The sequence below is a fragment of the Bacillus sp. JJ1566 genome (assembly GCF_036962685.1).
GTDB lineage: Bacteria > Bacillota > Bacilli > Bacillales > Bacillaceae_L > Ferdinandcohnia.
In genome coordinates this window covers 1-12,527 of record NZ_JBALOP010000054.1, presented here as the reverse complement: position 1 = coordinate 12,527, position 12,527 = coordinate 1, and the positions used below count along the sequence as shown (strand labels likewise).

General features: G+C 38.7%; 14 protein-coding genes and 1 riboswitch. Of the genes, 7 read left to right on the top strand and 7 right to left on the bottom strand.

Annotation, left to right across the window (positions count from 1 at the left end; genetic code table 11):
* Nucleotides 1-15: 15 nt before the first annotated feature.
* Nucleotides 16-939 carry an oxygen-dependent tRNA uridine(34) hydroxylase TrhO gene (gene trhO, locus V7112_RS19225; RefSeq protein WP_335422869.1) on the top strand — a complete coding sequence of 308 codons (924 nt, stop codon included), beginning with the start codon at nt 16-18 and terminating at the stop codon, nt 937-939.
* A 249-nt stretch (nt 940-1,188) separates the two neighbouring features.
* Nucleotides 1,189-2,451, top strand: coding sequence for a HAMP domain-containing sensor histidine kinase (locus tag V7112_RS19220; RefSeq protein ID WP_335422867.1), 1,263 nt, complete (start codon nt 1,189-1,191; stop codon nt 2,449-2,451).
* Between the two features lie 15 nt (nt 2,452-2,466).
* Here V7112_RS19220 and V7112_RS19215 read toward each other — a convergent pair whose 3' ends face one another.
* Entirely contained in the window at nt 2,467-2,958 is a 492-nt protein-coding gene (locus V7112_RS19215) for a hypothetical protein (RefSeq protein WP_335422864.1), read from the bottom strand.
* 16 nt (nt 2,959-2,974) lie between these two features.
* On the bottom strand, nt 2,975-3,892 hold the full coding sequence (locus V7112_RS19210) for a ParA family protein (protein ID WP_335422861.1): 918 nt from the start codon (nt 3,890-3,892) through the stop codon (nt 2,975-2,977).
* 170 nt (nt 3,893-4,062) lie between these two features.
* On the opposite strand from V7112_RS19210, the gene V7112_RS19205 reads away from it, so the two are divergent.
* Nucleotides 4,063-4,833, top strand: a complete 771-nt coding sequence (locus V7112_RS19205) for a class I SAM-dependent methyltransferase (RefSeq protein ID WP_335422860.1) — start codon at nt 4,063-4,065, stop codon at nt 4,831-4,833.
* A 55-nt stretch (nt 4,834-4,888) separates the two neighbouring features.
* Nucleotides 4,889-5,968 (top strand): NAD(P)H-dependent flavin oxidoreductase, encoded by a 1,080-nt coding sequence (locus tag V7112_RS19200; protein ID WP_335422858.1) that lies wholly within the window; start codon nt 4,889-4,891, stop codon nt 5,966-5,968.
* Between the two features lie 155 nt (nt 5,969-6,123).
* On the opposite strand, the gene thiD is transcribed toward V7112_RS19200, so the two are convergent.
* Genes thiD through thiM form a run of 3 tightly spaced genes read right to left on the bottom strand, consistent with a single transcriptional unit; the run spans nt 6,124 to nt 8,361 of the window.
* Entirely contained in the window at nt 6,124-6,903 is a 780-nt protein-coding gene (gene thiD, locus V7112_RS19195) for a bifunctional hydroxymethylpyrimidine kinase/phosphomethylpyrimidine kinase (protein WP_335422856.1), read from the bottom strand.
* Nucleotides 6,900-7,550: a thiamine phosphate synthase gene (gene thiE, locus V7112_RS19190; protein ID WP_335422854.1), complete on the bottom strand. Its 651-nt coding sequence runs from the start codon at nt 7,548-7,550 to the stop codon at nt 6,900-6,902. Before thiE ends, thiD begins: the two co-directional genes overlap by 4 nt.
* Entirely contained in the window at nt 7,537-8,361 is an 825-nt protein-coding gene (thiM, locus tag V7112_RS19185; protein ID WP_335422852.1) for a hydroxyethylthiazole kinase, read from the bottom strand. The genes thiE and thiM overlap by 14 nt, the downstream gene beginning before the upstream one ends.
* A 62-nt stretch (nt 8,362-8,423) precedes the next feature.
* Nucleotides 8,424-8,534, bottom strand: a riboswitch (TPP riboswitch).
* Nucleotides 8,535-8,674: 140 nt separating this feature from the next.
* Between thiM and V7112_RS19180 the strand changes: the two genes are divergently transcribed.
* From V7112_RS19180 to V7112_RS19170, 3 genes are all read left to right on the top strand, one after another.
* Nucleotides 8,675-9,022 carry a PadR family transcriptional regulator gene (locus V7112_RS19180; RefSeq protein ID WP_335422850.1) on the top strand — a complete coding sequence of 116 codons (348 nt, stop codon included), beginning with the start codon at nt 8,675-8,677 and terminating at the stop codon, nt 9,020-9,022.
* Nucleotides 9,009-10,007 carry an HAAS signaling domain-containing protein gene (locus V7112_RS19175; protein WP_335422848.1) on the top strand — a complete coding sequence of 333 codons (999 nt, stop codon included), beginning with the start codon at nt 9,009-9,011 and terminating at the stop codon, nt 10,005-10,007. Before V7112_RS19180 ends, V7112_RS19175 begins: the two co-directional genes overlap by 14 nt.
* Nucleotides 10,008-10,144: 137 nt before the next feature.
* A complete protein-coding gene (locus V7112_RS19170; RefSeq protein ID WP_335422847.1) occupies nt 10,145-10,468 on the top strand; it encodes a hypothetical protein in 324 nt (107 codons plus the stop codon).
* A gap of 26 nt (nt 10,469-10,494) precedes the next feature.
* On the opposite strand, the gene V7112_RS19165 is transcribed toward V7112_RS19170, so the two are convergent.
* Both V7112_RS19165 and V7112_RS19160 read right to left on the bottom strand, forming a co-directional pair.
* Nucleotides 10,495-11,196 carry a gamma-glutamyl-gamma-aminobutyrate hydrolase family protein gene (locus V7112_RS19165; protein ID WP_335422845.1) on the bottom strand — a complete coding sequence of 234 codons (702 nt, stop codon included), beginning with the start codon at nt 11,194-11,196 and terminating at the stop codon, nt 10,495-10,497.
* 12 nt (nt 11,197-11,208) lie between these two features.
* Nucleotides 11,209-12,261, bottom strand: coding sequence for a DmpA family aminopeptidase (locus tag V7112_RS19160; protein WP_335422843.1), 1,053 nt, complete (start codon nt 12,259-12,261; stop codon nt 11,209-11,211).
* Nucleotides 12,262-12,527 lie beyond the last annotated feature (266 nt).

Below are 12,527 nucleotides of genomic sequence, written 5' to 3'. Positions count from 1 at the left end.
AAGAAAATGCATTAGATGAAACAGGTGAAAAAATTGGATTATCAAGTTTTACTTTATTACAAATACATCGAAATCGATGACCCACAGGACTTTCGAGATGCCCATTTTGAATTATGCTCTAATCTTGGATTAAAAGGTAGAATCCTAGTTGCAGCTGAAGGAATCAACGGTACAGTTTCAGGTACTGTGGAGCAAACCGAAAAATACATGGAGCACATGCGTAGCGATTCTCGTTTTTCAAACATGGTATTTAAAATTGAAAAAAGCGAAGGACATGCTTTTAAAAAATTAAAAATTAAGGTAAAGCCAGAGATTGTCAATTTAAGTCTTGAAGACGATTTAAATCCAAATAAAATCACTGGAAGGCATCTTCCTCCAAAGGAATTCCTTGAAACAATGCAACAGGAAGATGTCATTATTCTTGATGCCCGTAATACGTATGAGTATGATCTTGGCCATTTTAAAGGTGCGATTCGACCAGACATCGAAACCTTCCGTGAGCTGCCAAAATGGGTGGAGGAAAACTTAAGTGAGTACAAGGATAAGAAGATATTAACGTACTGTACAGGCGGCATTCGTTGTGAAAAATTCTCTGGATTCCTTGTGAAAGAAGGCTTTAAGGATGTTTCTCAGCTTGAAGGCGGCATCATTACTTACGGATATGACCCAGAGGCGAAAGGTGCTTTATGGGATGGAAAGTGCTATGTATTTGATGAACGAATTTCGGTACCGGTTAACAGAACGGGTGAGGAAACAGTAGTTGGGAAATGTTATCACTGTGGAAAACCTGAGGAACGTTATGTGAAGTGCGGAAACCCAGAGTGCAACAAGCATTTGCTTCTTTGTGAGGAATGTGAGCACAAGCATTATAGATCCTGTAGCCAAGAATGCAAAGACCATCCTCATAACCGCTATGTAAAAGAACATCAATTGGTGTAAATCAAAACTGCTCAGATCTGGGCAGTTTTTTTTCTTTCTTATAGTAGCGTTTTTATCTGTTGTCAAAAAAGGATGATTACACGCAAAAATAGGTAATAAGAACCGATCTATTTTCAGAGTTTTTCAGTTTGTTCCAAAATTTTCACTTATTATACACAAAATAATTAAATCTGTATTATAATAGAATCATATATTGTCGAACTATTTGGTATATTTTAAAACTTTATTACTATTTGTCGAAGGTGAATTATGGAAATTACAAAGCACATGTTATTTAACCTTTCGTTATTAATCATTCTTACATTTATCGGTTTAATATGGTTTGAACGAAAAAGAAATCTTACCCTTTCAAAATGGGAAGCGTACATAGGGTTCGTTGTGCTTCTATTGGTATGCTTTAAATTTTCCTATCAACCCACCCCTACTCAATTTTTTGGCCTTCGCATAATTCCTGTTTTAATTGGAGGTCTTTATCTTGGGCTTGGTCCGGCATTATGCTTAACTGTCATTGTAATAAGAGGTTTCTACGGTATAAACTTTGGATTTTACACAACAATCGTCCTTTACCTTCCATTATCTATTATTTTGTGGAAGCTATATCCTTGGTTTTGGAAACAGAATTCAATGAAACGCGTATGCATATCGGTACTAATGACGATTATTTTATCTTCCTTAACTGCGGGGGTACAGACAATTTCAAAACCACCCATACATATTTTCGATGCTTGGTTTGCATATTTAGTCATTCCACCAATGGGAGTAGGTATAATATCCTATCTAACGGAATTTTTCCGCAATAATATCCAAATGCGTCAAACAATTGTAAAATCTGAAAAACTTCATGCGGTCGAACAATTGGGAGCAGCGATTTCCCATGAAATTAGAAACCCTTTAACGGCAGCGATGGGATTTGTACAATTGTTAATGTCTAATAGCCTCCCCCGCCATAAACAAAAGGAGTACCTATTCATTATTAAAGAAGAACTAGGATCTGCTGAAAGGGTCATTCAAGATTATTTGACTTTTTCAAAACCGGCATTAGAATCTATTGAAACCATTCAAGTCAAGCGCGAATTGCAACAGGTTATTTCCATTCTAAGGCCAACTGCAAATCAGCACTCCGTGGAAATCATTACGAATTTTGCGTTAATTGGTTCAACGGAAGGAGATCGTCAGAAGTTCCACCAATGCTTTATTAATGTCATGAAAAATGCAATTGAGGCCATGCCAGGTGGTGGTCAACTATTAGTCGAAACCAGCTATGACCGCTCAAATGTATCAATTGTTATAAGAGACACAGGACTGGGGATGACAAAAGAACAGATTGAACGGCTGGGTGAGCCTTATTACTCCACAAAAGGATCAAAAGGTACCGGTCTTGGCATGATGGTCGTCTACAGTATTGTAAAAGCAATGAAGGGCACGATTCGTGTTACAAGTACAGTTGGAGAAGGAACCGAATTCACCTTCCAATTTCCTTCCGCCCATTCCATTAATGAGCCCCACGCTTGAAATGTGGGGCTCCTATTATGCAAATTCTAAAAATGCCTTTCCACGCTTTTTAGCGCGAATATCCCTTCTAATCGCCTCGTAAACTTCATTTTTTGTTCCTTTTAATTCATGTTTATCCTTGGTAAGTAGGCAATACAGAAGCTTTAAATCTATTGCAGAAGCATCCTTCATGACTTTTGTTCTAGAGGTATCATCAATATAGGCGATAATCTTATCCACTGTTCTAAACTCAGCATAATTTAGTTTCGTTCCTACCAACCCGTCGTAGTTTTCTTGAAATAACGAAACAACAATTTCGGAAAACGTTGGTTTTGGTTTTTTGTTGGACTGTTTTTCTGTATTAGCTGTTGTTCCTGTTTCCTCAACCAAGACATCACCGTAACGATGAAAAATCTCAATTGTTTTCTCAATTTCCATTATTTCTTTTTTCGGAAGTTGAAGTGTTTCATAGATTGTTTTCAATTTTTCTAAATGAACTGCGACCTTTTGATAGGTTAATATACTCATTTCTTTTGTCCTCCACTTATAAGAGACTATTAAAAATATTAGGTTCAATACAAAAGAGAATTTCATCCGTTAATTCTGCATATTCCGAACGTTTTTTGCCATCTGCTGTATCACGCGCAATCGCTTCATAGTGTTGGATCACCGTTTTGAAAAAATAATTACCTTCTTCCAAATCTGATAAAATCGATTGTATTCCTGCGCTTTCTAAGTCTGATCTCAAACTTTGAATCGCTTGAACATTGTTGACATTGGCTTTTTTAAGCGTTTCAAAAATTCCAATAAATTTTGGTTTTGGGCCAAATAATAATCTAGCAAGCTGTGCTTTTCTATGTTCAACACAATAAATGTTATAAATCTTTTCAACCGATTTAGTGTAATGGACTACCCCGCGAACACTCATTGTTTGAATAATCGACGGAATCACATAGTAATCTGAGAGAAGAAATGCGCCTTGGGTTATCACATTATTACTTGGTGGACAATCAAATAATATATAATCATATTGACATTCGAGCCCCGTACTCTGGAAAAATTGCTGAAGCACGGCCAGGTCTTCGAAATCATCTCTTAATCTTGAAGCAATTTCGTCGAGGCCACCATTTGTATGAAAAAGATTAGATGGAATGAAGTGGATTTGTTCTGAGGTTTGTTTTATCAAACTTGAAGTATCAATTAAATATTTTAAATATGGGTATTCTTTACATTGCTCCCATAAATCATAGACAAAATTTAGACTTTCATTGAATTCAAGCTGTGCAAGGTTTCTATCAATTCTGGTTAGACAAATTTCGCTCAGCGAACACTGTGGATCTAAATCAATTAAGAGCACTTTCTTTTTTGCTTCTGCTAGGTGAAGTGCAATCTGATAAATACTCGTAGTCTTGCCGACTCCTCCTTTGTAATTCCCAACAAAAATCTTTTTTCCTTCAGCCACATGCTGACCCCCTCAGAAGTATTCATTTAAATTTATTAAGGAAACAAAAAAATATTCTTATTTCAGAGGTCCATAACCTTTTCTTATCTCATTTCATAATCTTTTTAACATTTCCTAATGTAAAAATTTACTATAAGATTAAAAGTATCAAGCATAATGGGGGTTAGAGGATGAACATTAAAAATGATGTTAAAAAACAATTTGGTCGTAGTGCTGCATCGTATGTAACAAGCGAAGGTCATCGAAAAGGTGGAGATTTACAAACATTAGTTGCAATGGCTGATGCCAATGGCACGGAACTAGCTCTTGACATTGCAACAGGTGGTGGACATACTGCGAATGCCCTTGCTCCTATAGTAAGGAAGGTTACAGCTTTCGATTTAACACCTGAAATGTTAGCTGTTGCAGAAAAGTTCATTAAAGGAAATGGCCACGAAAATGTTGATTTTGTTGAAGGTGATGCTGAAAAACTACCATTTTTAGATGAATCATTCGATATTGTAACTTGTCGGATTGCACCGCACCATTTTCCTAACATTAATAGCTTTGTAAGTGAAGTATCACGTGTCTTAAAAAAAGGCGGACAGTTCCTTTTAGATGATAATGTTGCACCTGAAAACAATGAATTTGATGTTTTTTATAATACAGTCGAAAAAAAGCGAGACTACAGTCATTTCCGTGCATGGAAAAAGACGGAGTGGCTCCAAATGCTAGAAAATGAAGGCTTCGAAATCCAAGAACTCTATCGTTTTGAAAAAACGTTTGAATTTGAGAGCTGGTGTAACCGCATGCATTTGTCAGAGCAAGAGAAGGCTGAACTAAACGAGTACATGCTTAACGCTTCCGATAAAATCAACCAAAAGTTTCGGATTAAAATCGAGAATAATAAAATCAAATCCTTCCAAGGGGAAGCAGTTGTGTTAAAGGCTACAAAACTTTAGGATTAAAGTGGAGGGATTCCTCCACTTTTTTCATATCTATCAGGAGGTGATAGTCTTGTTTCAGAATGAAGTAACAACGTTTTTAAAAATTGAATATCCAATTATCCAAGCTCCAATGGCTGGAGGTGTTACAACTTCAGAATTGGTTGCTGCTGTTTCAAATTCCGGTGGTTTAGGAATGATTGGTGCAGGCTATATGACGCCTACCCAATTAGGAGAACAAATTAAGGAAATCAGGCAATTAACAACAGGTTCTTTTGGAATTAATCTATTTGTTCCAGTTGAATTTGAGGCAAAAGAAGTTGAAGTTACGTCAGCTAATCAATTGCTTAACCCGATTCGAGAAAAACTGAATTTACCTCCCAGCAATCATGTTGAAATCCCTTCTTTTCATCAGGCACTTGAAAATTATGTTGAACAAATCAAAGTTGTCATTGAAGAAAAGGTCCCGATTTGTTCTTTTACATTTGGGCTTCCTTCTAAAAACGTTGTCGCGGAATTAAAACAACATTCTATTATTTTAATGGGAACTGCAACAACAGTTAAAGAAGCTATTGAAGTTGAAAAAGCAGGAATGGATATGGTTGTCGTTCAAGGTAGTGAAGCTGGTGGACATCGTGGGAGCTTTATCAACGGAGAACAGGAAAACTTAGTCGGGTTAATGTCACTTATCCCACAGGTTGCTGACAATGTAAGTATTCCCGTAATTGCTGCTGGTGGAATTATGGATGGTAGAGGATTAATGGCTTCCATTTGCTTAGGAGCACAGGCTGTTCAAATGGGCACTGCATTTTTAACCTGTATGGAGAGTGGAGCACATCAAATACATAAAGATGCGATCCTTAATGCATCAGAAGACGAAACGGTTTTAACCCGTTCATTTTCTGGGAAGTGGGCACGAGGACTTGCTAACCCCTTTATTTTAAACATGCAGGAATACGAAAAAGATTTACCGGATTTTCCGATTCAAAATTCGCTTACTCAGGATATCCGAAAAGCTTCAGGTTCACAAAACAACAAGAACTTCATGTCCCTTTGGTCTGGACAAAGTCCAAGGTTATCGAAAAATCAGAGCGTCAATACCCTAATCGAATCGATCATTTCAGAAGCGAACCATTTAAAAAGAAAGCAGTGAATTTCTCTTGAAATCCACTGCCCCATTTGTCATTGAATTGCGTTTTAGCTTTATTGCACACCAAAATTGCGGTGTGTGTGATGGAATTGCGTTTTAATCTGGTGGAATTGCGCTTTATTTTGCAGAATTGCGTTTTAGCCCGTCAGAATTGCGCTTTATAAAGCATAACAATGATTCAACGGCCCGCTTCCCTTTCCTAGGTCAAGTCCCGCTTCTAGCGCTCCCGTAATATAGCGTTTGGCCTCTTGAATACTTGATTTTATATCCAACCCTTCAGCTAAATTACAGGCAATGGCTGATGAAAGTGTGCAGCCTGTGCCATGGGTATTCGGATTATCAATACGTGCTCCCGGGAACCATGTAAATTCCCCATCGCTATATAAGAGATCATCCGCTGTATCCTCAAGATGACCCCCTTTGATTAAAATAGCACCCTTATACATTTCGGACAATTTCCCGGCCGCCACTTGCATGTTTTCCTTTGTGTGAATCTCCATTCCACAAAGCGCCTCAGCCTCATGTAGATTTGGTGTAATCACAGTTGCCAGTGGAAATAATTTAGTAATTAGGGCATCCATCGCTGATTCACTTAATAGTCTACTTCCACTTGTCGAAATCATGACTGGATCCACGACAATATTTTGAGGTTGATATTCTTCAAGCTTCTCTACGATTTTATGAATAATTTCAGGTGAGGACACCATCCCAATTTTTACACTATCAGGAAAAATATCAGTCATGATGCAATCAAGCTGCTGGCCAACAAATTCCGGTGTAGAATCAAGCACCCCGTAAACACCTGTTGTGTTTTGAGCAGTGAGAGCCGTGATTGCACTCATTGCATACATTTTATGGGCGGTAATTGTTTTAATATCCGCTTGAATCCCCGCTCCCCCACTGCAATCAGAGCCAGCAATTGTCAGTACCTTTTTCATGTTCTGTCACTCCTTACCATTTCAGTTGCAAGTTCTTTTAATTCTGCGGTTGCAGCGGTGATAGTTGACTGCGCAAAGATTGCCGATACAACGGCTACTCCGTCCACCCCGCTACCCGCTAACTCTAAAATATTCCCTTTTGTAATTCCGCCAATTGCAACAATTGGAATTGATACGCTTTTACATATTTCTTGAACAGTTTCAAATGCCATCGGTTTTGCATCCGACTTTGTGCTTGTTGGAAAAACAGAACCAATCCCAAGATAATCGGCTCCAGCTTTTTCAGCGGCAATAGCCTGTTCCACATTTTGTGCAGACACACCAAGAATTTTATCTGTTCCAATCAATTCGCGGACCTTTTCAACCGACATATCCTCTTGCCCAACATGCACGCCATCTGCATCACACGCTAGTGCGATCTCGACATTGTCGTTAATTACAAATGGAACATCATAGAACGCGGTTAGCATCTTAAGTTCAATGGCTTCCTGTAAAAATTCATCATATCCAAGATTTTTTTCTCTAAGCTGTAGGAACGTAATTCCACCCTTTAGTGCAGCTTCTACTTGTTCAACTAATGTCTGATTGCCTGTCCAAGCACGATCGGTTACTGCGTATAAAAGCATTGCATTTTTATCGATTTTCAATGTTCATCCCACCTTGTAGTTGTATAAAGTCTAAGTTGCTCATCGCATCAATCAAATACGTGCGCAGTGATGACGTTCCTTCATTTAATTTTTCTACTTTTTGATATGCCAATTCACCGCATAACCCCATCGCACTAACCGCAGCGGCCGTGCCTTTTAACATGTCCTGAGGGTTTGCCCCACAATAAGCAGCTACAACTGCTGAAAGCATGCACCCGGTTCCAGTAATTTTTGACATCATTGGGTGGCCATTGCGGATTATAAAAGCTTCATCCTGATTTGCAACGATATCAATCGCGCCCGTGATAGCAATAACGGCACCTGTCTGATTGCTTACCTCTTTTGCAAATTGAACCATTTCAGCGATATTTCCTTCGTTGATGACATCTTCTGCTGCTGCATCGACACCTTTTGTATTTCCACTGCCAGCATGTACGGTCTTTATTTCTGATAAATTTCCTCTGATAACAGCAAACTCAACTTCTTTTAAAAGGAGATAAACCGTATTGGTTCGTAAGCTTGATGCCCCCGCCCCAACTGGGTCTAAAATAACCGGGTTCCCTATTTTATTTGCAGCTTTTCCTGCTAAAATCATGGATTCAATCGTACGCTCGTTTAATGTTCCAATATTGATGACAAGAGCGTTACAAATGCTTGTAATATCTGCCACTTCCTTAGGATCATCCGCCATAATTGGTGAACCCCCACAAGCAAGAACAATATTTGCAACGTCATTCACCGTCACATAGTTTGTAATATTATGTACAAGCGGTGTTTTTTCCTTAACATTAGCTAAAATCTTTTCAAACATCCTTCATCCTCCTATCCAAAATAAAAATGCGGTATACCTAAAATAGATATACCGCATGAACGCACATACTTACACAAATTCCCTACGTTGGCATTATCCAAATCAGGTTAAAGGGTCTAAGCTACATTTCGCTTACTCTCAGCCCACATGTGTGAGCTCCCCTACTCATATTTAATTGTCTTTATTATACCATACGAAAAAATTCTGTCATTATTTTAAAATGGGTCATTGCTTTCGGAACAACAATAGTGTACGACACATAGTATAGACTAAATACTGTATGACATATAGTAATTAAAAATGAGGTGGGTGAATGAGTAACTTATTAAACTCATTAATGACAGAGCTTAGAAGAGGAACGTTGACACTAGCAGTTTTAAGTCAATTACGAACCCCACAATATGGTTATTCTCTTGTTCAATTATTAGAGGGTTCTGGAATTTCAATTGACCAAAGCACCTTATATCCCTTGCTTCGACGACTGGAAAAACAAGAATTGGTGACAAGCAGCTGGGATACAACTGAAAGCAGACCCCGTAAGTACTATGTATTAAGTGAATACGGGCTCGAGATCTTTCTACAGCTAAAAAAGGAATGGATTCAAAATTCAAAAGAGCTATACAGACTTTTAGAGGGAGAGGAAGATTATGAATCTGTTTGACATCTACATTAAGGAGGTTACGAGACGACTTCCTGAAAAAATGCGTGAAGATATCGCACTTGAACTACGGTCGACCATTGAGGATATGTTGCCTGATGATTACAACGAAGAAGATGTAAAAACTGTACTAGAGAAATTAGGAAGTCCTGTAAAATTAGCTAATAATTATCGCGACCGACCCATGCACCTTATTGGTCCACGTTATTTTGACGTGTATGTAAGCTTACTCAAAATGATTGTACCGATTGCCGCTGTAGTTGCACTCATCTCCGTGGTTGCCGAATTTTTTATCGGGTATCAAGGGGAAGAAGCCGTCATTAATGTGGTGTTGGACTTAATTGGTTTGGGGATTTGGAGAATGATTGACGTTTCGATGCAAACATTCTTTTGGTTTACACTAGTGTTCGCCATTATTGAAAGAATGGATAAAGGAAAAGATGATCAGCGACTAACCACCGGCCTAAAAAAATGGACTCCGGATGATTTAAAAAATATCACCTATATCCCAAAGAAAAAGGCGATTTCAAAATGTGAAGTATTTGGTGCTCTATTATGGACTGCAATCTGGGCAACCCTATATTTTTATGCCAATCAACTTCTAGGTATCTATAAAGGCGAAAATGATGGTCTCGAATTTGTAACTCCCGCTTTAAATCAAGAGTTATTGCTTAGATTTTGGCCGATTGTTCTAGTTGTGATTGGTTTTGAAATCGGATTGACCCTATATAAATTTATCAAAGGACAATGGACGAAAAGAATGGCTATTTACAATACGGTCCTTCAAGTCTTTTCAACCCTTGTATTCATCGTAATCTTCATAAATCCCAATATCTTAAACCAAAACTTTATCAAGCAGATGACAAACCTATTTGACACTCAGGATCACCAATTTAAAACATGGTTCATTGCAACTTTACTCATCTCATTCATCGTTTCTGCAGCCATCAACATCTTTGACGGAATCCGCAAAGCCAACATCCGCTAGGGACCGCGGGGACGGTTCTCCTGGCTCCTCGTTTTATTTACCAAACTACCTTTTGCTTATGTAGGATTAGTTGTCCTAATCTTTTTTCAGGATGCATATAGATGAGTAGTAGACTTTGAAAAAGGAGTTTGGTAGCATTGAATAAATTTTTGGCTGCAATTGGGATTCTTTTTATTATATTTGTAACCGGTGTAATTGAAGCGGATGATGTCTTCGAATACAAAAATGCGATTTCTGTTTCTGGTCTACCTTCCGATGAGGAGGTCTCTGTAAATCCAGAAGAGAAAAACTCGGTAGAGGGACTCATTCCTGAATTGGAGATGCAGTTTGTTGATACGGAAATTGTGAACGGAAATAAGGTTGAAGTCTACCGGGAATTTGAGATTTACCGAAATGAAGCAAACGAAGTGATTAAAAAAGTTCCCACCGACAATTATGAGTATTTGGAGTACTGGAGATAGGAGTTTAGCCACGCTAAACTCCTTTTTTAACAACTCTCTACAAATCTAGAAAAAATACGCTTTGAAATATCATCCCCGTTAACCGCCAATCCTTCAGGGTGCCATTGAACTCCCAGTACAAAAGAGTGCCCCGTACTTTCAATAGCCTCAATTATTCCATCCGAAGCCACCCCAGACACATCAAGTGGAAATGGCACATGGCGAACAGCCTGATGATGATACGTGTTTACCTTAAACTCGGTAGTCCCGGCAACTGATGCTAGTAAACTACCTTCCTTCGCTTTTACAAAATGGGCAAGATGATGCCTTGTTGCTCTTTGAGAATGCTGAAGCAATTGGGTCTCATGCTGTGAATAAATATCCTGATACATATCCCCTCCAAGCGCAATATTCAAAATTTGAATACCTCGACAAATCGCGAGGATTGGCTTATTTGCGGCGAGCATCTCTTTTATAATAGCTGGTTCCAAATGGTCTCTTCCAGGGGAAATCGTTCCAAGCTTTGGATGCGGTTCCTCCCCGAATAGGGTTGGGTCAATATCCCCTCCTCCTGTTAAAAGGAGTCCATCTATTTTATTAGCAAGCTGTGATACATCTTCATCAATCCCGATTGGCAAAATAACCGGAATTCCCCCTGCTTGAATAACCGCTTGAATATAATCATTCGACAAAGTATGTTTAGAATCTAACTCAACATGTGAGGTAACACCAATAATCGGTTTAGTCATGACGATTCCTCCTCATTTTGAAAGTATCTCATCCATATAATCCGCTAAAGAATAAAGTGTATTTCCATTACGACCTGTAGTTGATTTAGCCATTAGTAATGACTGTAGAATGGCTTCCTCTGTTGCATCGGCTGTTGCTAAAAACGCTTGATCAAGGTCATCTTCATGGACTGCTTTAAATGTCTGTAGTGTGTTGTTATTTTCATGACTGATTTTATTTGCTGTTGAAAAGCCAATGAAAATATCACCACTCCCATTTCCTATAAAAGATCCAGTTCTGCTTAGTCCGACTGAAGCACGTTTGATGATTCGCTTTAATTGGCGTGATGACACGGGCAAATCGGTTGCAATAATAATCATTATGGAGCCTTTGTCACCATCTAGATTTGTTTCAAGAAGTTTGGATTTGATCACCGGCCCCACCTGAATTCCATTTAAACGAAACTGATCGATTTCTCCAAAGTTCGAGAGCACCAATACCCCTAAAGTATAAGTACCATATGGGTATGTGAGGATCCTCGATGACGAACCAATTCCTCCTTTTAAACCAAAACATTTCATTCCTGTACCTGCCCCGATACTTCCCTCTTCAAAATTAGTGGTTGCTGTTTCTAGGGCTTCTTGGACATGATTTCCCGTAATGGACTGTTTCCGGATATTATTTAAAAACATATCATTACATTCACCAATAACAGGATTTACAGTTCCAGTAGTGTCGCCAATTTCTTTATTTTGCTCTAAGCTATAGCCGATAAGATGATTTGCAACCACCCCCACACTTAGTGTATTTGTTAGGAGAATAGGTGTTTCGATCGTCCCAAGTTCATCGATTTGAAGGGTCCCCATCGTTTTACCGAACCCATTCATAGCATATGAGGCTGCAACTACTTTATTGTTAAAAATATTATCCTCATGTGGGATGATTGCTGTCACACCAGTTTGAATCTCTCCGTTTGATATCGTGGAGTGACCGACTCTCACTCCCTTTACATCTGTGATTTTATTGAAAGGACCTGTCGGTATGGTACCGATTTGAATTCCATAATCTTTTAATCTTTTTTGCATGTTTAAACCCCCTTCTCATTTGGTGTTTGATATTAAGTATAGGCTAGATGTGGGTGGATGAGTATGGGGCTGGGGCATTTTCTAGATTGTATTTTTATTTTGGGATGCGGGTATTTCGGTGAAGTGACTGGATCGGCTTATTTAAACGAGGGTGGCTTTCGGGATTCTGTAGGTTAGCGTTCTCCTGATTTTATCCGGTTAGATGCCTCTTTCGGTGCTTCGAATGTTCGCTATCTCCTAACTTTATCCAACGCATACCCTCCCGC